This is a genomic window from Sabulicella rubraurantiaca, from assembly GCF_017355885.1.
Lineage (GTDB): Bacteria > Pseudomonadota > Alphaproteobacteria > Acetobacterales > Acetobacteraceae > Roseococcus > Roseococcus rubraurantiacus.
The window spans coordinates 351,642-370,440 of record NZ_JAFEUU010000002.1; the positions used below are offsets into that span (position 1 = coordinate 351,642).

The following is an 18,799-nucleotide window of genomic DNA, read 5'->3' on the forward strand; positions in this document are numbered from 1 at the left end:
CGCCCTATCGATGGCAGCGAGACGGAGGCAGTGCGCTTATCGCACCGTGTCCGGAGCAGGCATCTCGAGGGCGTGTAACAAAACTTGGCGCCTCCCGCCCGGCGAGACGCGGTAGCGTGCAATCTGCCGGGGCCAACACGGGAGACAGCTCATGCTCCGACGTGCTCTCGCCCTGGCGGTCCCCGCCGGGATCATAGCCCACGGCACGAAGGCGAGTGCCCAGGTGGGCGACCGACAGGCCATCGATGCCCTCATGGAGCGTTTCGCCGAAGCCTACAACCGCAAGGACGCCGACGCGATTGCTGCCCTTTTTACGGAAGACGGCATCCTCAGCGGCCCGGCGCCGATCCTCATCGGCAGGCCGGCGATCGCGCAGAACTACAAGGGGCGACTTGAACAGGGCTTTGGAAATATCCGCTTTCAGTTCCAGCACTATGCCCCGGACGGCGCCTGGGCCGCAGGTGGCTATATGGTCCGCCTCCCCCAAGGGACTGAGCGACAAGGCAACGTCACCAGCATCTTCCAGCGCCAAGGCGATACACTGCTGATCCGCGTCCATACGTTCAACTTCCACGGGTAAGATCGACGCTGAGCGCTCAACGGATTTCAACTGGCTAGCGGCAGCTGGCTTGACGATGACTGGCCCGAAACCACTCTCGTGCCCTCTGATTACAGGCCTTCAATCTGTCGCGTATCTTGCCCTTCGCCTCAATCCAGCGATCCATTACGACAGATCGCTGCTGGATAAGGATGATGCGATGCCAGACGGAGCACGCCCGTCGCTCTTCCGTTGTCTGATGGGACTGGTCTTGGTGGCAGCACCTGCGGCAGCACAAGAAGGCGCAGGCGCGGAGGCCGAGCAGCTTGTTCTCGCGGCCGACCCCTTCGAAACCACGGACCCCCTCGCTGCGAAGCCGGGGGAAGCGGAACTGGCGTTCATTGGAATTTACGAACGCGCACGCCAGGGGGCGTATCGCGACACAGGAGCGGTCGCGACTGAAATTCAACTTGGCGTGGCCCCCAGGCTTGAAATCCGCTTCGGGCAGTTGGGCGCCTACGGCAATCTTCAAACGCGGGGGCGGCCCGCCACTTCCGGCGCTACAGGAACGGATCCCTCCCAAGGCAATGGCGCAGGACCAGCCTGGGGTGGATCAACGCGTCTTGGGTTCCTGTACCAGATCACGGAGGAGCGGGGTGCGGTTCCCGTCATCTCGCTGCTCGGCCGCGTGCTCTCGGTCTATGGCCCAGGCACGCCCAGCCACGAAGGCGAGGTGGCTGCACTTTTTGGCAAAACGCTTGGCTCCGGCGCCCGGGCTGTGGGTCTTAACCTCAACCTCGGCTGGACCACCCGCTTTGCTCCCCTACCTGGTGAGCGGCCGAACCAGTATTCCTTCACCGCGGCCGTTGGCACGGGCGTCTCGCGCGACACGGTCGTTGTGCTCTCTCATGCGCGGCGGCAGCAGGAACGCGGCGAACGTGACTTCAGTCTCGTCGAAGTAGGCGTCCGCCATCGTTTTGCCGACGACTGGCCCATTCTGGGTTTCGCCATAGGCGCTGGGACCACGCGGGATACGCCGGCCCTGCTGGTGAGCTTCGCCGCACAATGGTCCTTCGGGGCGGGAGCGAGGTAAAGCCTGCGCTCTTCTACGCTCTACCAAGCAAGCTGCTGGAGCAGCGCCGCCCCTTGGCGTAGCGAAAAGTCTGCAAAAACCTCTGCTGACGCAGGTGGCTTGGCTACGGTTGATACCTGACTGTTTCGCTGTCTATCGGAACGATACTGGCATCATTTCCGCATCTCTGCCGGTCCCATGGAGCGCGGCAGCGAAGAACTCAGCCGCCTGTGCCGCCGAGAGTTCCGCCAACTCCGGGCACGAATGCGCCGGCACCGTGCCGCTTTCGCGCGGCCACGGTTGGGCGGTGGCTGGGCTCCCGCCGGACTGGGGAAGGTCCCAGGCATAGGTCGCGCCCTCGTAGGAAATGCGCCGCACTGACTCCGTCGGCCCGAAAGCTGCGGCCAGAGCGCCACAGGCGGTGGGCGGGTTGGCCGGGTCGTCCCCGCCGTGCAGGATCAGGACGGGTGATGGCGTGGCCCTACTTGCCTGCGGCGCGGAGAGCAGTTCGGCCAAGCTCGCGCATCCCGGGTAGAGCAGCAGGCGGGCGGCGAAGGACCGGTGGCCGTCATCCCACGCCGGCGCGAGCGCCACCGCGCGGGCGCCGATGCCGAACCCAAGCCCGCCGATGCGCGTCGGGTTCACCCGGGGGTCGCGCGTGAGCACCGCCACGGTGCGCGTCACGAGTTCGGCCGCTTCAGACTCTCCGGGGAGCGGCTCTGGTGCGCCATCGAGCGGATTGGCGCGGAGTTCGACCTCAAGGACAGCAATCCCGGCCGCATTGAGCCGCGCGATGTAACTCCGGCTGCGCCTGTCCAGCCCAAGCGTGTCGTGGACGATCAGCACCGCAGGCGGCGCAGGCGTGCCTTCCATGGGGAGGTACAGGAGCCCTGTGACGCCATCCGGGCCGTGGAATACTTCGGACGAGGCAGTCTGCGCGAGCGGCGAGAGGGTGAGGACGACCGAGACAGCGCAAGCAGCGATGGCGCAGCGGAGCCAGGACGTAGGGTGTGCCGATGGCGCCTCTTCCTGCGCAAGGGCAGGAGGTAGCACGTGGCTGGCTTGGGTGTTCATCGTGGCCCCTGAGCCTCTTGAAAACCCAGCCATTTGGGGCGAGTGCCATGCCACGGCGCAAAGCATGATTTCTCAGGGAAGCCTTAGAAATTCTCATGAAGTCGGCTCTAGGCGCTTCGACCTTGAATCAGCGCGCACAAGCCCGAACGTTGCGTGAGCCCAGGGGGGCGCTGAAGCTTGAGGTGCTGGCCTCGGGCGCACCAGCCACGGCTCATCGCTGGCCTTTAGTGCCCAAAGACAGAGCTTTTTATCCGCCTGATCGCGATCTAGACTCGGCTCGCTGCTTCATCAGATTTTCTCATGAGTGCCAGGACATGCTGCGTCGCCTGCCGCCGCTGAACGCCATCCGGGCCTTCGAGGCCGCCGCGCGGAGCGAGAGCTTCACGCGGGCGGCTGAGGAACTCTGCGTGACGCCCGGGGCGGTCAGTCACCAGGTCAAGGCGTTGGAGCAGAGCCTTGGTGTCCGGTTGTTCCTGCGCGAACGCCAGCGGCTGTCCTTGACGGAGGCGGGCCGCGAGTACCTCGCGGTCACCCGCGACGCGCTGGACCGGATCGCGCTCGGCACGGCTCGTCTCGTGCAGCGTCAGACGTCCGGTATCCTGACGGTCAGCACCTCGCCGGACTTCGCCGCGAAGTGGCTCGTCAATCGGCTCGGACGCTTCGCCGAGACCCACCCAGAGATCGATCTCCGCGTGTCGGCATCGGCGCATCACGTCGACCTCTCACGGGGCGAGGTCGATCTCGCGGTCCGCCATGGGGACGGCAACTGGCCGGGTCTTCACGTTGTGCGCTTGTGCTCGGAGCGGCTGTTTCCTGTCTGCAGTCCAAAGCTCTTCTCCGGGCGGAAGCGCATCACCACCCCGTCTGATCTCCTTCGTCTCCCACTGCTGCGCCTTGAGGATGAAAGGACCTGGGCGAGGTGGTTCTCAGCTGCGGGCGTGCGGGAGCCCGTGCCCCGCGGCCCGGTGTTGAACCAGGCGAGCATGCTGATCGACGCCGCGGTGGATGGGCAGGGTGTGGCGCTGGCCCGGACGGCTCTTGTGGCGTGGGACCTCATCCAGGGCCGCCTGGTGCGACCGGTGGATGTTTCGTTGCCGATGGCGAACACGTACTGGGTCGTCTGCCCATCCGCAGTTGCGGACGTGCCGAGGATCGCGACCTTCCGCGACTGGCTCCTCGCCGAGGCGAAGGAGGACATGGGCCGCCTGCGGCAGCGCGGGATGGCGGGCGAGCGACGAGCGTAATCCTGCCACCCTCCTTCTGATCTGCTTGCGGTTCTCTGGTGTGCTCAGCGCGCCCTACTGCCGCAAAGGCAAGCCCAACAGCCAGAGCAACCTCAGGAACAGGTGCTGACCAGCCCTTAACGCCCGCGTCGGGGAGCAGCAAAGTACCGATGCAGGTCATTGAAGATCGCCGCGCCGCGCGTGAGTCGCTCCTCGTCATCCTCAGTCGCCGCGCAAAGGCCCGCGATTAGCGTCCGAACCCCATCTGCCTCAGGGCGGCCGAACTTGCCGTCTTTGAGGTCAATATCGTGCACGATCTCGGCCACCGCAGCGAGGGCGTGGTCGCCCTCCAGGTCGGCCCGACGCATCAGCACCTCGAAGGTGCAACGGTCTCCTTCGTGGGTGATCTCGGCCTCGGCCATGTCAAAGCGGATCTCGCCACGGACCGATGCGGCCGACTTGCCCCGCACGAAACGGAACCGCGCCGAAGGGTCAATGAAGCGTCGCACGAGCCAGGCTGAGGCGATGCGGTCCACGTGAACTCCAGCGCGCGTCACCCAGACCTTCCCCTTCAGCGCTGCGGCACCAGAGGCTCCCTCTGGTGCAACTGCCTTGGAGGGTGTGCCAGTTATGTCCGCCATTCGCTGGCCAAGCTCGCGAAGGAGGCTTTCCGCCGCTTGGCGGCCGTGTGCGCCGAAGAAGTCGATTGTCACGGCCTGTTCGAACCTTGACCGGAGGCGGGTGAGCCTCGTGCGCAACTCGCTTGTCGCACCGGCGCCAGACCTGTCCGCCTCGTCGAGGTCCGCGGCAAGCGTGCGGGCCTCCTCGGCCAGCGTCTCGTAATCGGCGTCCCTGGCCCGATCGAAGAGGGCGCGGACCTCGGCATCCGTCATGCCGTCGACCAAGCGCGCCTCACAGACCAGCGGCTCGCCTCCGGCCTCGGCGATCTCTTTCGCGAGCCAGCCGAAATCCTCCTGCGCCTCCGCCGTCAAGGGCAGCGCATAGGCCGCGTTCTTCAGGGCCACGGCGCCGAGCGCTTGCAGCCGCCGCCAGACCTTCACGCGGAGGTAGGCCGGCTTGGATGGCAGTTGGAAGACGAGCAGCAGCCAGCGTGCCTCGCCCCCGGCTTCGGACGAGGCCCTATCGGAGCTGGCCTGCTGCTCTGCTGTCCTGCTCATCGGCCGCCAGCATCGCGCAGTCCGCCCTGGGGCGCACGCCGTGCCACCTCCTCCGGCGGCCGAACCTGGGAGAAAGCCTGGAGCAGCAGGAGGTCATAGGTGATCTTGAGTGCCCCAGCGAAGATCAGCGGCCAACCAAAGGGGCTGAGCCCCATCAGCCAGCCGGAGATCAGCGGCGAGAGGGCTGCGGCAAAACCGCGAGGCACGGCAGTGATGCTCGCCGCAGCCGGCCGCTCATGCGGTTCGACAACCGCCATGACGTAGGAGGAGCGGGTCGGCACGTCCATCTGAGACAGCAGAGCGCGCAAGACCAGCAGACCGAATGTGACAGTCGCATCTGGTGCGAAAGCGACGAGGATGAGGAACACGCTTGATGGCAGATGGGTGAAGACCATCGTGTTCACCAGCCCGAAGCGTGCCGCCAAGGGGACGGCGGCGAAGTAGGACACGGCCGAGCAGAGGCTCGTCACGAAGAAGATCGTGCCGACGGCTGCCACGTCGAGCCCGAACCGCTCGGATAGCCAGAGCGCGAGCAGCGAGTTCACCACAAACCCGCCCCCGAAGCTGTCGAGCGAGAACAGTGCGGCAAGGCCATAGACCCGCCGACGCGACGGGCCGAGCGGTGCCGGCGGCGCGTCTCCCGGTGCCTCGGCGCGCGGCGACAGGCTGCGGTAGAGCGCGAAGCTTGCGAGCCCGAGGCCGCCGTAGAGCAGGAACAGCGCGTCGGCGATGGTGCGCGCCGAGGCGATCGACCCCAGCCAGTCCACGGCGCCGGCCGCGAGCGCGCCTAGGGCGCCGACCATCGAACCCACGAAGCTGTAGCGGGCGAACGCAGCAGTGCGCCGCTCCGCCGGCACCGACTGCGTCAGCACCGTGTGCTCCAGGGGAAGGAAAACGCCCACATCGCCCCCGGTCGGGCTGAGAGTGCCGACGAAGGCGATCAGCAGCAGCGGCCAGAAGCTGTCGAGAACGCCGAAAGCGAAGCCGCTCGCGGCCATCAGCAGGCTGGCTGCCAGCAGCGCGGGGCGGCGTCGGATGCGGTGGCCAACCGCGCCAAGCCCCAAAGCCAGGAGTGACGAGCCGAGCAGGGTGGCTGTCGAGATCGCTCCCACGGCCAGCGCGTCAAATCCAAGGCTGGACAGGTGAACAGGAAGGAGGATGGCAACGTAGCCATCACCGAAGGCGCGCAATCCCCGCGCGAGCAGAATGCGCCGCGTGTCGGCCGGATTGCCCACGCTCATGTGGGAGCACTCATCTCCAAGCCCTCCTCATCGGCACATCCCAATTTGTGAGGAAGTCGTATCATGAAAGAGGGAAAATGCAACACTTGTATCTCATACCGGATCTGGCGTAGCGTTGGAACGCCAGCCAGCGAACCCCACAAGGAGTCGCCCGAATGCCCCAGGCCGTCGCGCCTCTGAGCTTCAAGCCGTCACGGCTCCAGGGCCTCTCAGAACGCCTGCTGGCCAGCCATTACGAGAACAACTACGGGGGCGCCTTACGGCGCCTGAACGCCATCGAGCGCCGCCTGGGCGAGATCGATTGGAGTTCAGCCCCGGTTTTCGAGATCAACGGCCTCAAGCGGGAGGAGCTGATCGCGGCCGGCTCAGTGATCCTGCACGAGGTCTACTTCGAAGGGCTCGGTGGCGAGGGGGGCGACCCCAACGGCGGCCTCGCCGCCGCACTTGAGCGGGACTTCGGCTCGGTCGCGCGCTGGCGTGCCGAGTTCGTCGGCATGGGCAAGGCCCTGGCCGGCGGGTCAGGCTGGGTGGTCCTCGCCTGGTCACCGCGCCTCGGTCGACTGGTGAACCACTGGGCGGCCGACCATGCCCACGGCTTGGCCGGCGGGTTGCCGGTGCTCGCGCTCGACATGTACGAGCACTCCTACCACATCGACTTCGGCGCCCGCGCTGGCGAGTACGTCGACACGGTGATGCGCAATCTCCATTGGGGCCGTGTCGCGGCACGCCATACGGCGGCGCTCTCCGCCGCAGTGCCGACCCCTGCCGCGCCTTACCCAGAGCCTGAAACCGTTTCGGCCGAGCGGCTGCGCGACATGCTCGCGCGCGGCGAACCTGTCACGGTCCTCGACGCGCGAAAGCCCGAGGATCTGGCAGCCGCGTCCGACCGCATCGCGGGGTCCATCTGGCGCGACCCCGCCGCAATCGCCCGCTGGGCGGAGGACCTGCCGCGCGACCGACCGGTGGTCGCCTACTGCGTCTACGGCTTCCAGGTGAGCGGCGACGCAGCGGCCGAACTCCGGCGCCGGGGCTTTGATGCGGTGGTCCTGGGCGGCGGCATTGCCGCTTGGCACGCCATCGGCGCGCAGACAGCGCCCGTCAACAAGACAGACATCGAGGGAGAAGTGCGATGACGAAATGGGTCACCCGCGAGCGTCCGAAGATCGACCGCATTGCCTGCCCCTGGCTGATCCGGCGCTTCGTCGAGGCCGACGCCGAGTTCCTCTATGTGCCGACCGACCGTGTCTTCGCGGCGGCAAGGGAAACCGGCGCGATCCCCTATGACATCCCCGGTGCAGAGCCATTCGCGCATGACGGCGAACTCTGCTCCTTTGACGCCATCATCAAGCATTATGAGCTGAAGGACCCCGCCCTGCGGCGGCTGGCCCTGATCGTGCGGGGCGCTGACACCGCCCGGCATGATCTGGCGCCGGAGGCCTCCGGCCTGCATGCCATCTCAATGGGACTGTCTGCGAATATTCCGGACGACCATGCGATGCTGGAGCAGGGCATGGTGATCTACGACGCGCTTTACGCCTGGTGCCAATCCGAGAAGCCAGAGATCCATAACTGGACGCCGACGAGCCGCGTCGTGTCGCCGGAGGCCGCATCTTGAACGGCACTTCCACTGAAGCTGCCGCGACGGCGGCGGCCCGTTCGGCGGCAGCTGAGGCGACGGCCCGCATGCCATCCTTTGGTGAGGCCTTCAAAGTCTGGCTGAAGGTCGGGCTGCTCTCCTTTGGTGGCCCGGCGGGGCAGATCGCCCTGCTGCACCGCGAGGTCGTGGACGACCGCAACTGGGTCTCGGACGCGCGCTTCCTGCATGCGCTGAACTTCTGCGCCTTGCTGCCGGGACCGGAGGCGCAGCAGCTTGCCACCTATCTTGGCTGGCTCATGCACGGGGTGCGCGGCGGCGTCGCCGCCGGGGCGCTGTTCGTCGTGCCGGGCGTGGTGGTGATGCTTGGCCTCACACTCCTTTATGTCACCTTTGGCGAGGTGCCCGCCGTCGCGGCGCTGTTCTTCGGCCTGAAATGTGCGGTGCTCGTTCTGGTGGTCGAGGCATTGCTGCGCGTGGCGCGGCGCGCGCTCAAGACGAACGAAGCCTGGGCCCTCGCAGCTACGGCCTTTCTGGCCCTTTACCTCTTCGGCGTGCCGTTCCCGATCGTCGTCCTGACCGCCGCCGTCATCGGCTACTTCGCGCCAGGCGCCTTCAAGGCAGGGGCCCACGGCTCCGCAAAGGACGGTCCACCCGCGGTGCTTGATGCGGTTCTGGCGGCGGACCCAGAACGGCCGGCTCGATTTGCGGCGAAGGCCTGGCGCGCCGGCTGGATTGCTGTCGCGCTCTGGCTGGTCCCCGTCGCGGTGCTGATGCTCATCGTCGGTGGCGTCTTCGCGGATGTTGCTTGGTTCTTCTCGAAGATGGCCGTGGTCACGGTGGGAGGCGCTTATGCCGTGCTCGCCTATGTCGCCCAGGAGGCCGTCCAAAGCTATGGCTGGCTCACGCCAGAGCAGATGCTGGTGGGCCTCGGTCTCGCTGAGACTACGCCTGGGCCGCTAATCCTGGTCCTGCAGTTTGTTGGCTTTCTTGCCGGCTATGGTGCGGGGGGTCTTGTCTGGGGCGTCTTGGCCTCTCTTCTGACGGTCTGGGTCACCTTCGCGCCCTGCTTTGCCTTCATCTTTCTGGGTGCCCCCTACGTCGAGAGACTGCATTCGAACCGGGAACTGACAGGCGCCCTGGCGGCGGTGACGGCGGCGGTGGTCGGGGTCATTGCCAACCTCGCGCTCTGGTTCGGCCTACGCGTGCTGTTCGCCGATGTGGGGCGTTGGGAGATTGGGCCGCTAGGCCTCGATGTCCCCAGGCTCAGCTCGTTGGATCCGGTCGCCCTTGCGCTCGCCGCGCTCGCTGCCGTCTGCTTGTTCTGGCTGAGGCTTGGCCTGCTGCGCACCCTCGGTATCACGGCCGCCGTTGGGCTGGTGGCGAAGCTCGTTCTGGGATGAAGCTGGCATGGGCGCAGCACCGCGAGTGGCTGGCTTAAGAGTTCTGGCCCAGCTGGCAGCACCGGGGGATGGACGCCTGCTCTCGTCAGCCCCCGCAAGGTCCAAGCTCCGCCTGAACGGCAGAAGGCCGAACAGCAGGTCATGGTTTTTCTTCGTCACCATCGTGGGAGCCGACCGCCGCACCCACATTCCAGGAGGATGAAGCCATGCACATTCGGACGACGCTCAGGATCGTTCTTCTGAGCCTTGTCGCGCTGATGCCGCAGGCAGGGGCGTCCGGCCAAACCCAGCCGAACGCCACTGCGCCTGCGCCCAGCGCGCCGGGCGGGGACCCGGACTGGCGCAACACCATTGCCGAGGTGCTGGGAAAGCCCGGCACCGATATGCCCGGCGAAGTCTACCGCGTTGCGCTGCCGCGCACCGACCTGCAGGTGACACTCGACGGCGTGCGGCTCCTGCCGGGCTTTGCGCTCGGCTCATGGGTGGCCTTCCATGAGCATGGCGGGCAGGTCATGCTGATGGGCGACTTGGTCCTGCTGGAAAGCGAGATCGCGCCCGTGATGCGCCGCCTTGCCGAAGGCGGCGTGGAGGTGACGGCCCTGCACAATCACCTCGTCCGGGCCCAGCCAGCCACCATGTATCTGCACGTAGCTGGCCTCGGAGAGCCAAGGCGGATCGCTGTCGTCCTTCGGACCGCAGTCCAGGAAAGCGCGACACCGCTCGAAGGTGCCGCGAGCCCGTCCGCGGAGGACAGGATGGAGGGGCTCGACACCGCCGCCTTCACCCAGGCTCTCGGCCGCGAGGGTCGTGTCGCTGGGGCCGTCTATTCCGTGTCGGTGCCGCGCGCGGAGGCGGTTCAGGAGAATGGCGCGGAGGTGCCGCCGGCCATGGGTCTCGGAACGGTGATCAACCTCCAGGCGGCCGGAAATGGCCGAGCCGCGGTCACGGGTGATTTCGTCCTGACAGCCCCCGAGGTGGTACCGGTTCAGCGGGCGCTGGTTGAGAGCGGCATCGAGGTCACCGCCATCCACAACCACATGCTTCACGAGCAGCCCCGCTTGTTCTTCATGCACTTCTGGGGGGTGGGCGAGCCCGAGGGCTTGGCCCGCGGCCTGCGCACGGCGCTCGATCGCACGAATAGCCGCCGCACCGATGCGGCGCCTGGCCGTGATGGCGGTCGGAGGTGAGGAGGCAGCCATGCGGAGTGATCAGCAATCCACGCAAGGCGCGCTTGTCGCCGCGCTTCTGATGGGCGCCATCGCCGTGGCGCTTGGATCCCGAGGCGTCGCGGCGCAGACCGCTGGGGCGACGGTGCCGCACACCTTCGAAGATATGCCCGCAGGCACTCCGCCGCCTGGCTTCACCTTCGCGCTCACGGGCCGGGGTCGGTCCGTGCGGTGGGTGGTGCTTGAGGACCGGTCGTCGCCAGCCGGTCCGGCCGTGCTCGCCGAGACAAGCGGCGATCGGACGAGCGACCGCTTTCCGCTGGCGATTCTGGACGGCTTCGAGGCGCGCGACGTGGCCGTATCGGTGCGGTTCAGGCCGGTTTCCGGCACCATCGACCAAGCGGCAGGGCTGGTGGTGCGGCTTCGTGACCCGCGCAACTACTACATTGCCCGTGCCAACGCGCTGGAGAACAACGTGCGCCTTTATCGCGTCGTGGACGGGCGGCGGACCCAGTTTGCGGGCGTCGATGTTCCGGTGCCCCGTGACCGATGGCAGACGCTGGGGCTCCGTGTCGAGGGCGACCGGTTGGTAGTTTCGCTCGACGGACGCGAGCTGTTTGCTGTGACAGACCGAACCTTCCGCGAGGCTGGCCGGGTGGGGCTGTGGACAAAGGCGGACAGCGTCACCCATTTCGATGACTTCCGCGTGGAGCTGGTGCGGTAGCGGCACGCAGTGACTTTGGAAGAGGGCGTGGCAGCGCATCAGGGAGCGACTCTTGTGCGCGGCGTCGGCGACGTGGGCTCCACCGTTGCACACACGCTGTTTCTCGCAGGTGTCGCCGTTGGCCTCCATGACGGGCCAGCCCCGGCTGCCGTTCCAGGCGATTAGCCGAAGCGTGGCGCAGAGCAAGCCTGAGACTCATGTTATCCGATTAGAAATTCGTCCCTGGACTTGCCGCATGCCTGGTCGGCCTGCAGCCACCTAGGCATGCGGCCATGGCCGCTCCAAAGCTCCCTGTTCGGTCCACGGTATTCCGGTGCAGGGCTCTCGCGTTCACCCTTCCGCGCCGACTTTCCTCGGCTGCGCCCGGTCGGCTGGGTTGGACTCACCGAGAACTCAAACAGCGTTAGCTCGTAGCGCCCTTGTTCGCGATCCATGCGCCCGAGTAGATGGCGAGCGAGGGGTAATGGCTGCTATCGCCGAGGCGGACAGCCCGATATTCCGGCTATCGTGCTGGACTGCCGTCCGCGCTTCTGCCCTCCTGCTCCTGCCCAAGAGTGGCTGCGGCGCGACCCCATGGATGGTAGCGACACATTCTCCTGCGGCGCCGAGAGGATCCTGCGCCAGCGTGGGCTATGCCCCTCAGAAGCGGCGATGCCAGCGCGTGTAACGGGCGACGACTTCGGGGCGGACCCGGCGATACCACGAGCGGAACCAGCCATGGTGGACGATCAGCATTGAGACGAGCGCATCTGATTGGAAGTGAAGGCACCACGCCTCCTTGGTCGACGGCTCGTACAATTTGGGTCAGGTGACGGTCGAGTTGGCAGTAATGCGTACGGTCCGATCAGGCGCCGGGCCGCCTCAGGCCACGGCAGGCCTGAGAAGCCCCCCCAGCTCGGGCGCGATCGCTTGGCTTCGGCCGGTTCGACATGATCGCCCGTCGCTGAGATCCAACAGCAGAGTACTGGCGGAAGTATTCTTGGGCATAAAAATGGAGCCCTGTCGCCTGAGTGGATTAAAGGGCCTCAAAAAAGACTAACCGGCAGACTTGGAAATAGCGCAGTCACAAAAATATCACGCGATACTGCTCCGGAGTGGGAGAAGAGAAAATATCAGCTGCCAAGCAGTGTCCGGCTCCTTTGCTGAATGTTGGTGTACTTGCGGTGGCCCCCTTGGCGCTCCGCGCATTCATGCCCAGGAAAGCGGATGAGCTTTATGGAGGACCCGATCGCTCAGGCAGAGCGCCTTGTTCGAGAGGCGGAGGAGCGGGTCGCACAAGGGCGAGCCTTGGTGGAGCGGCTAGAGCGGGACGGGCATCCTGACTTGGCCCACACAGCGCGGGAATTGCTGGCGATCCATGAAACGAGACTGGCACTCCGGCGCGAACACCTGCGGATCGAGCGCAAGTGGCATGGCTTTGATCCCTGAAACGACGAAGCCCCGTCGATGGCTGGGGGCTTCTCGAAACCTTAGGAAGGTAAGGGTAGGACCGGCCTCGGCCCGAGGCGTCCTCAGGGACTTGCATCCCCAGCACCGATCTTCCTGGCGGAGGAACAAGGATGAGAGAAATAACGCCTCCCGCACGAGAAGTTCGTTTTTAGGGTTCGAGGCCGTGCCGCTCGCGCTCAATACGAAGGTGGCCGCGCATCAGCTCCAAGGTCGATAGCAGGACCTGCAGCGTGCTCCTGCCAATCTCAGCGGCCTTGGGGTGGTTATCCCGCTCCATCTCCTCGATGATGGCGCGCTGGCGGGCCACGCGCTCTTCGCCCTCTCGGACGTGGCGTTCCGCCATGGCTAAAGCGTCTTCATGCGGGTCCATGGATGCCTCCGTAGACGAGACCGGCACTCTCTCACAGAAGATGCCGCCGGTCCCGCTCTCACTGGAGGTGCCACTTTCCCACCTCAGGGTTCGAGACCATGCCGTTCGCGCTCTCTCCTAAGGTTCCTTTGCGCAATGCTCGGACAGGTCTGCCTTGTCTCAAGCGTCAATTCGGCGAGATCGAAGGCCTCGGACCGGCCGTAGCTCCGCAACATTTCCACTCTGGCCCCCCTGGCGCGCGACGCGTTCCTCGGCGTCGCGGGCATGCCGCTCGGCCATGGCCAAGGGTCCCTCGCGCGGCAGCATACGCGCCTCCGTCAGCAACAACGGCCTTTCGCGGCAGGAGAAGCCCGCAAGTGCACCTCGCGGGATCGCCTTCCTCACCTTTCGCGCCGCATCGAAGGCCGGCCGGAAGGATGGCGAAGACGCCCACGGCGGCCGCTAGGCAACAAACACACCGATAGGCGGGGAGTAAGGGTCTCCCCGCCTCAGGCGGCAAGCTGTGACTCAAGCTGGTCTTGCAGGGCCCGGATGACGTCAGCGGGCTCGCTCGGCTTCTCGCACAAGAGGGCGTCGCGGAAGGCGGGGGCGAGTGCGCCGCGGTCGTAGCCGGTGCAGAAGACAAGCGGTATGCCGCGACGCCTGAGGGTATCGGCCACGGGGTAGACGCTTTCTGCCCCCAGCTTCACGTCGAGCACGGCTGCGTCGATGTGCTCACTGCGTGCGATGAGTTGCTGCGCAGCGTGCAGCGTGGCGACTGGACCCAGCACCTCGGCCCCAACCATCTCCAGCTCTTCCGCCATGTCACGCGCGATGAGGTACTCATCCTCGACGACCAGGATGGTTCGCTGCGTCAGCCTTCCAACATTGCACATAGTTGCACCTCCCTGACTGCCTGCGATTATCAAGCGGGTTGCATGCCTGCGCGTGTTAATTTTTGTTAGCGCAACCGTGCCATGCAGTGGGCGGGTACCATGCAGTGGACGGTTGACGCCGTTTTCCTGAGGGCTTCCTAACGTGGCCTTCTGTCGCTTCGCGCACCATCCTGGCTGGCGAGGTCGAAGCCGCTGAAGGGTCCTGAAGCCATGAAACTTGCGACGGCACCTGCTGCGGTATCAGGGCGTTGTTGCGCGGGAGGAGGCGCCTATGGGGCCGCTTGAGCACCGCTTGGCAGTGGCCGAGCAACACATCCGGGAAGCTGAAGAACGGGTCATGCTCCAGCGCGCGAGAGTGGAGCGGAGCGGCTTGTCCGCGAAGCAGAGCACAGGGTGATGCGGAAGCGTGCCCTCATTGCCCGCCTGGAGCGCAGCGAAACCCCCGACGCCGCCTTGGCGGCACGAGAGGCTCTGAAGGTGTTTCACCGGACCTTGGAACTGACGCGCGAACATCTGCGCCTTGAACGCCAACGCCACGGTCGCGGCCGCTCAAAGGTAGAAGCCCCCGTCGAGAGGGCGAGGGCTTCGGTCTTTTAGGCGAACTGACCGCGCCTCACGATGCCGAGCGCTAGGAAGGTCAGCCCGGCCGGCGCGGGGACGGGCACTGGCCCGGCAGGTGTGACTAGGACGGCGGGCGACATAGTACCGCTGAAGAAGCAGCTGCCGGCGCTCCCGTTGCACAGCACCCCCGGCAATCCGCTGTGTGGGCGGAGGTGACGCGATCCCCTGAACTGCCTGTTGGCGGCGACGTCGAAGGTGCACGCCTTGTCCGTGGCCGGTGATTAGCTGACCGCGCAGACAGTGCATTGCCCCACAATCGAGCCCCAATTGCGCATTCGGTGCGGAGGGTGATGTTGGACCATTGGGTCCGCAGTTTCGGGGTCCGCTATTTCAAGAGGCCAAAGACCTTATAAGTCTTTGAAATCCATGGTGAGCCCGCTGGGACTCGAACCCAGGACCCCATGATTAAAAGTCACGTGCTCTACCGACTGAGCTACGGGCTCGCGCTGCGCGCGGCTCTCTAAGGCCGCGCGCAGGTCATTCCGTCAAGTGTCCGCCAGCACCTTCATGCGGACGATCCGGTCCGGCGTGCGCGGCGGCTCGCCGCGGGCGATGCGGTCCACCTTGTCCATGCCGGCCGTCACCTGGCCCCAGATGGTGTACTGGTTGTTCAGGAACTCGCCGGGCGCGAACATGATGAAGAACTGGCTGTTGGCGCTGTTCGGGTTCTGGGAACGCGCCATGCCGCAGGTGCCGCGCAGGAAGCGCGCGCGGGAGGCGGGAACGAACTCAGCCGGAAGGTCGGCATAGCCGCGGTCGCGGAACCCGCCCGTGCCGGTGCCGGTCGGGTCGCCGCCCTGGGCCATGAAGCCCTCGATCACGCGGTGGAAGGGCGTGCCGTCATACAGGCCCTTGCGCGTCAGCTCTTTGATCCGCTCCACGTGGCGCGGCGCCAGGTCCGGGCGCAGCTGGATGGTCACGTCGCCATCCTTCAGCGTCATAATCAGCGTGTTCTCGCGGTCCGCCGCGGGCTGGGCCTCGGCTTCGTTGGTGTCGGACATGACGGCTCCCATCAGGGTTGCGGTGGCAAGCAGGGTGCGACGGTGCATGGGCATCCCCCTGTGTTCAGCGGCCCACGCGGGCCAGGGTCTTTTCCAGCGTCAGCGGCGGGACGAATGTGGAGATGTCGCCGCCCAGCTGCGCGATTTCCTTCACGAAGCGCGAAGAGATGAAGTGGTTGCGCTCGCTTGCCATCAGGAACACCGTCTCCACGCCCGAGTCCAGACGGTGGTTCATTCCCGCCATCTGGAACTCGTAGTCGAAATCGGTGACGGCGCGCAGCCCGCGCACGATCATCCCGGCCCCCACCTCCCTCGCGAAGCCGATCAGGAGGCCGGTGAAGGGCTTCACCTCGATCGTGCAGCCGGTGCGCTCGGCGACGGCGCGCGTCTCGGCCTCCACCAGGGCCACGCGCTCCTCCAGCGGGAAGAGCGGCCCCTTGCCGGTGTTGATGGCGACCCCGATCACCAGGCGGTCCACCAGACGCGCGGCGCGGCCGATCACGTCCAGGTGGCCGTTGGTCACGGGGTCGAAGGTGCCCGGGTAGAGGGCAGTACGAGTCGTCATGCCTCTGGCGCTTCCTCGTCGTCGATGACGGGGAAGCAGGAGGTGACGCGCTCGCTCTCGTCAAGCCGCTGGAACATGACGCCCTGGGAGAGCCGCCCCGTGCGCCGCACCTGCTGCGCCTCGAAGCGGATCGCCTGGCCGCCATCGGTCATCAGCATGATGTGGTCGCCCGGAGTCACCGTGAAGCAGGCCACCACCGCGTCGCCCGTGCGGCGCGACAGGGTGATGTTGCCGATGCCCTGACCGCCGCGGCCGGTGACGCGGTATTCGTAGGCGCTGGTGCGCTTGCCGAAGCCGCGATCGGTGACGGTGAGGAGGATCTGCTCGCGCCGCGCCATCTCGTCCAGGCGCTCGGCGCTCAGCGTCACCTCGGCCACGGGCTCCTCGTCGGCGGCGTTGGGGACGGCTTCGCCCTCTTCGCCATTGGCGGGGCGGCGCGCCTTGAGGAAGGCGGCCCGCTCCTCCACCGTCGCATCCACGTGGGTCAGCACGGCGAGGCCGATCACGGCGTCGTCGCCTGCCAGCTTGATGCCGCGCACGCCGGTCGAATCGCGCCCGGCGAAGACGCGCAGCACGTCCTCCGTCGCCTGGAAGCGGATGGCCCGGCCCTTGCGGGTGGCCAGCAGCACGTCATCCCCCTCGCGGCAGGTGGCGACGCCGATCAACGAATCCCCCTCATCCAGCTTCATGGCGATGAGGCCGGAGGAGCGGACGTTGCGGAAATCGGACAGGCGGTTGCGGCGGACATTGCCCTGCTGGGTGGCGAAGACGAGGTGCAGCGCCTCCCACAGGCTTTCATCCTGCGGCAGCGGCAGCACGGCCGTCACCCCCTCCCCATCCGCCAGGTTCAGCACCTGCCGCAAGGAGCGGCCCTTGCCGCCCGTCCCGCCCTCGGGCAGCTGCCAGACCTTCTCGCGGAAGACGAGACCGCGATTGGTGAAGAACAGCACCCATTGGTGGGTGTGGCCGATGAAGCTGCGCACCACCACGTCGTCGGCGCGGGTGGCGGCGGCGCTGCGTCCCTTGCCGCCCCGGTTCTGCGCCCGGAACACGTCAAGCGGCGTACGCTTCACGTAGCCGTCGCGCGTCAGCGTCACCACCATGGTGGCGGGGGCGATCAGGCTCTCGTCGTCGATGTCGCCCGCATGGTCGTCGATCCGCGTCAGGCGCGGGCTGGCGAGAGTGGCGCGGACCGCCGTCAGCTCCTCGGACATCACCTCCAGGCGGCGCGGGCGGCTGGACAGGATCTCCAGCAGCTCGGTGATGCGGGCGCCGACCTCCTTCAGCTCGGCGTCGATCTTCTCGCGCTCGAGGCCCGTCAGGCGTTGGAGGCGGAGCTCCAGGATGCCGCGGGCCTGGGCTTCCGTCAGGCGGATCGTGCCCTCGGCCGTGACCTCGTTGCCCTCGTCCTGCACCAGCGCGACCAGCGGGCCGACATCGGCGGCAGGCCAGTCGCGCGCCATCAGCGCCACGCGGGCGGCGGCGGCGTCCGGGCTTTCGCGGATGAGGCGGATCACCTCATCGATATTGGCCACGGCGACGGCGAGGCCGATGAGGTTGTGCGCCCGCTCGCGCGCCTTCTGCAGCCGGAAGCGGGAGCGGCGCTCGATCACCTCCTCGCGGAAGCCGATGAAGGCGAGCAGCGCGTCACGCAGCCCCATCTGCTGCGGCCGGCCCTTGTGCAGCGCCAGGAAGTTGACGGGGAAGGAGATCTGCAGCTGCGTCATGCGGTAGAGCTGGTTCAGCACCACCTCCGCATTCGCGTCCTTCTTCACCTCGATGACGATGCGCAGGCCGGAGCGGTCGGACTCGTCGCGCAGGTCGGAGATGCCCTCGATCGCCTTGGCGCGCACCAGCTCCGCGATCTTCTCGATCAGCGCCGCCTTGTTCACTTGGTAGGGAACCTCGGAGACGATGATGGCCTGGCGGCCGCCCTTCATCTCCTCGATGTCGCAGAGCGCGCGCAGCGGGATGGAGCCGCGTCCCGTCTCGAAGGCGGAGCGCACCCCGGCGCGGCCGAGGATGATGCCGCCCGTCGGGAAGTCAGGGGCGGGAATGATCTCCATGAGCTCAGACAGGGTGGTGTCCGGCTCGTGGATCAGGCGCAACGTGGCGTCGATCACCTCGCCCGGATTATGGGTCGGGATGTTGGTCGCCATGCCGACGGCGATGCCGCCGGCGCCGTTCACCAGCAGGTTCGGGAAGGCGGCGGGAAGGACGCGCGGCTCCTCTGCCGATTCGTCGTAATTCGGGACGAAATCGACCGTGTCCTCCTCGATCCCCTCCAGCAGCGCCGTGGCGGATTTCGCGAGGCGGACCTCGGTGTAGCGCATCGCCGCGGGCGGATCGCCGTCCATGGAGCCGAAATTGCCCTGCCCATCCACCAGCGGCACGCGCATGGAGAAGGGCTGGGCCATGCGGACCATGGCTTCGTAGATCGCGCTGTCGCCGTGCGGGTGATACTTGCCCATCACGTCGCCGACCACGCGGGCTGACTTGCGGTGTGGCTTGTCGGAGGCATAGCCGCTCTCATGCATCGCATAGAGGATGCGGCGATGGACGGGCTTCAGCCCGTCGCGCACATCCGGCAGCGCGCGGGAGACGATGACGCTCATCGCGTAGTCGAGGAAGGAGCGTCGCATCTCCTGCTCGACCGCGATCGGCGCGATGTCGGGCGGGGTGGTCTCGTCGGTCAAGGTTCAGGG

At 66.6% G+C, this 18,799-nt stretch carries 18 protein-coding genes and 1 tRNA gene; 9 read left to right on the forward strand and 10 right to left on the reverse strand.

Going from position 1 to position 18,799, the window contains the following annotated elements; genetic code table 11:
* Positions 1-151 precede the first annotated feature (151 nt).
* Together JTJ31_RS05675 and JTJ31_RS05680 are read left to right on the forward strand one after the other, a co-directional pair.
* Positions 152-580: a YybH family protein gene (locus JTJ31_RS05675; protein WP_207537642.1), complete on the forward strand. Its 429-nt coding sequence runs from the start codon at positions 152-154 to the stop codon at positions 578-580.
* Positions 581-629: 49 nt separating this feature from the next.
* Positions 630-1,631 (forward strand): hypothetical protein, encoded by a 1,002-nt coding sequence (locus JTJ31_RS05680; protein WP_207537643.1) that lies wholly within the window; start codon positions 630-632, stop codon positions 1,629-1,631.
* Positions 1,632-1,763: 132 nt separating this feature from the next.
* On the opposite strand, the gene JTJ31_RS05685 is transcribed toward JTJ31_RS05680, so the two are convergent.
* Entirely contained in the window at positions 1,764-2,483 is a 720-nt protein-coding gene (locus JTJ31_RS05685) for a dienelactone hydrolase family protein (RefSeq protein ID WP_207537644.1), read from the reverse strand.
* A gap of 515 nt (positions 2,484-2,998) precedes the next feature.
* Between JTJ31_RS05685 and JTJ31_RS05690 the strand changes: the two genes are divergently transcribed.
* Positions 2,999-3,928, forward strand: a complete 930-nt coding sequence (locus tag JTJ31_RS05690) for a transcriptional regulator GcvA (protein WP_207537645.1) — start codon at positions 2,999-3,001, stop codon at positions 3,926-3,928.
* A 116-nt stretch (positions 3,929-4,044) separates the two neighbouring features.
* On the opposite strand, the gene JTJ31_RS05695 is transcribed toward JTJ31_RS05690, so the two are convergent.
* A complete protein-coding gene (locus JTJ31_RS05695) occupies positions 4,045-5,085 on the reverse strand; it encodes a chromate resistance protein ChrB domain-containing protein (protein ID WP_236019899.1) in 1,041 nt (346 codons plus the stop codon).
* A complete protein-coding gene (locus JTJ31_RS05700) occupies positions 5,082-6,326 on the reverse strand; it encodes an MFS transporter (protein WP_207537646.1) in 1,245 nt (414 codons plus the stop codon). The genes JTJ31_RS05695 and JTJ31_RS05700 overlap by 4 nt, the downstream gene beginning before the upstream one ends.
* Positions 6,327-6,481: 155 nt before the next feature.
* On the opposite strand from JTJ31_RS05700, the gene JTJ31_RS05705 reads away from it, so the two are divergent.
* From JTJ31_RS05705 to JTJ31_RS05725, 5 genes are all read left to right on the forward strand, one after another.
* On the forward strand, positions 6,482-7,459 hold the full coding sequence (locus JTJ31_RS05705) for a Fe-Mn family superoxide dismutase (RefSeq protein ID WP_207537647.1): 978 nt from the start codon (positions 6,482-6,484) through the stop codon (positions 7,457-7,459).
* Complete coding sequence (locus tag JTJ31_RS05710) at positions 7,456-7,941, forward strand: chromate resistance protein ChrB domain-containing protein (RefSeq protein WP_207537648.1); 486 nt, start codon at positions 7,456-7,458, stop codon at positions 7,939-7,941. Before JTJ31_RS05705 ends, JTJ31_RS05710 begins: the two co-directional genes overlap by 4 nt.
* Before the next feature lie 68 nt (positions 7,942-8,009).
* Positions 8,010-9,323 (forward strand): chromate efflux transporter, encoded by a 1,314-nt coding sequence (gene chrA / locus JTJ31_RS05715; protein ID WP_207537649.1) that lies wholly within the window; start codon positions 8,010-8,012, stop codon positions 9,321-9,323.
* 206 nt (positions 9,324-9,529) lie between these two features.
* Positions 9,530-10,510 (forward strand): DUF1259 domain-containing protein, encoded by a 981-nt coding sequence (locus JTJ31_RS05720; protein ID WP_236019900.1) that lies wholly within the window; start codon positions 9,530-9,532, stop codon positions 10,508-10,510.
* Between the two features lie 10 nt (positions 10,511-10,520).
* Positions 10,521-11,213 carry a hypothetical protein gene (locus tag JTJ31_RS05725; RefSeq protein ID WP_207537650.1) on the forward strand — a complete coding sequence of 231 codons (693 nt, stop codon included), beginning with the start codon at positions 10,521-10,523 and terminating at the stop codon, positions 11,211-11,213.
* A gap of 200 nt (positions 11,214-11,413) precedes the next feature.
* On the opposite strand, the gene JTJ31_RS25330 is transcribed toward JTJ31_RS05725, so the two are convergent.
* Positions 11,414-11,647: an H-NS family nucleoid-associated regulatory protein gene (locus JTJ31_RS25330; RefSeq protein WP_207537651.1), complete on the reverse strand. Its 234-nt coding sequence runs from the start codon at positions 11,645-11,647 to the stop codon at positions 11,414-11,416.
* 772 nt (positions 11,648-12,419) lie between these two features.
* On the opposite strand from JTJ31_RS25330, the gene JTJ31_RS05735 reads away from it, so the two are divergent.
* The gene (locus tag JTJ31_RS05735) at positions 12,420-12,641 is read left to right on the forward strand and encodes a hypothetical protein (RefSeq protein WP_207537652.1); all 222 of its coding nucleotides are present in this window, start codon (positions 12,420-12,422) and stop codon (positions 12,639-12,641) included.
* Between the two features lie 169 nt (positions 12,642-12,810).
* Here JTJ31_RS05735 and JTJ31_RS05740 read toward each other — a convergent pair whose 3' ends face one another.
* The 6 genes from JTJ31_RS05740 to gyrA all read right to left on the reverse strand — a co-directional run bounded on the left by JTJ31_RS05740 (position 12,811) and on the right by gyrA (position 18,790).
* Entirely contained in the window at positions 12,811-13,032 is a 222-nt protein-coding gene (locus JTJ31_RS05740; protein ID WP_207537653.1) for a hypothetical protein, read from the reverse strand.
* 488 nt (positions 13,033-13,520) lie between these two features.
* Complete coding sequence (locus JTJ31_RS05745) at positions 13,521-13,907, reverse strand: response regulator (protein WP_207537654.1); 387 nt, start codon at positions 13,905-13,907, stop codon at positions 13,521-13,523.
* A 988-nt stretch (positions 13,908-14,895) separates the two neighbouring features.
* Positions 14,896-14,971: transfer RNA gene (locus JTJ31_RS05750), tRNA-Lys, on the reverse strand.
* A 42-nt stretch (positions 14,972-15,013) separates the two neighbouring features.
* The gene (locus tag JTJ31_RS05755; protein WP_207537655.1) at positions 15,014-15,577 is read right to left on the reverse strand and encodes a peptidylprolyl isomerase; all 564 of its coding nucleotides are present in this window, start codon (positions 15,575-15,577) and stop codon (positions 15,014-15,016) included.
* Positions 15,578-15,593: 16 nt separating this feature from the next.
* Positions 15,594-16,094: a pantetheine-phosphate adenylyltransferase gene (gene coaD / locus JTJ31_RS05760; protein ID WP_207537656.1), complete on the reverse strand. Its 501-nt coding sequence runs from the start codon at positions 16,092-16,094 to the stop codon at positions 15,594-15,596.
* Complete coding sequence (gyrA, locus tag JTJ31_RS05765; RefSeq protein WP_268956999.1) at positions 16,091-18,790, reverse strand: DNA gyrase subunit A; 2,700 nt, start codon at positions 18,788-18,790, stop codon at positions 16,091-16,093. The genes coaD and gyrA overlap by 4 nt, the downstream gene beginning before the upstream one ends.
* Positions 18,791-18,799 lie beyond the last annotated feature (9 nt).

Coding starts and splice junctions, on each gene's coding strand:
- JTJ31_RS05675 (WP_207537642.1), top strand. CDS start 152: ATGCTCCGACGTGCTCTCGCCCTGGCGGTCCCCGCCGGGATCATAGCC.
- JTJ31_RS05685 (WP_207537644.1), bottom strand. CDS start 2,483: ATGGAAGGCACGCCTGCGCCGCCTGCGGTGCTGATCGTCCACGACACG.
- JTJ31_RS05690 (WP_207537645.1), top strand. CDS start 2,999: ATGCTGCGTCGCCTGCCGCCGCTGAACGCCATCCGGGCCTTCGAGGCC.
- JTJ31_RS05695 (WP_236019899.1), bottom strand. CDS start 5,085: ATGAGCAGGACAGCAGAGCAGCAGGCCAGCTCCGATAGGGCCTCGTCC.
- JTJ31_RS05700 (WP_207537646.1), bottom strand. CDS start 6,326: ATGAGCGTGGGCAATCCGGCCGACACGCGGCGCATTCTGCTCGCGCGG.
- JTJ31_RS05705 (WP_207537647.1), top strand. CDS start 6,482: ATGCCCCAGGCCGTCGCGCCTCTGAGCTTCAAGCCGTCACGGCTCCAG.
- JTJ31_RS05710 (WP_207537648.1), top strand. CDS start 7,456: ATGACGAAATGGGTCACCCGCGAGCGTCCGAAGATCGACCGCATTGCC.
- chrA (WP_207537649.1), top strand. CDS start 8,010: ATGCCATCCTTTGGTGAGGCCTTCAAAGTCTGGCTGAAGGTCGGGCTG.
- JTJ31_RS05720 (WP_236019900.1), top strand. CDS start 9,530: ATGCACATTCGGACGACGCTCAGGATCGTTCTTCTGAGCCTTGTCGCG.
- JTJ31_RS05725 (WP_207537650.1), top strand. CDS start 10,521: ATGCGGAGTGATCAGCAATCCACGCAAGGCGCGCTTGTCGCCGCGCTT.
- JTJ31_RS25330 (WP_207537651.1), bottom strand. CDS start 11,647: ATGGATCGCGAACAAGGGCGCTACGAGCTAACGCTGTTTGAGTTCTCG.
- JTJ31_RS05735 (WP_207537652.1), top strand. CDS start 12,420: ATGAGCTTTATGGAGGACCCGATCGCTCAGGCAGAGCGCCTTGTTCGA.
- JTJ31_RS05740 (WP_207537653.1), bottom strand. CDS start 13,032: ATGGACCCGCATGAAGACGCTTTAGCCATGGCGGAACGCCACGTCCGA.
- JTJ31_RS05745 (WP_207537654.1), bottom strand. CDS start 13,907: ATGTGCAATGTTGGAAGGCTGACGCAGCGAACCATCCTGGTCGTCGAG.
- JTJ31_RS05755 (WP_207537655.1), bottom strand. CDS start 15,577: ATGCACCGTCGCACCCTGCTTGCCACCGCAACCCTGATGGGAGCCGTC.
- coaD (WP_207537656.1), bottom strand. CDS start 16,094: ATGACGACTCGTACTGCCCTCTACCCGGGCACCTTCGACCCCGTGACC.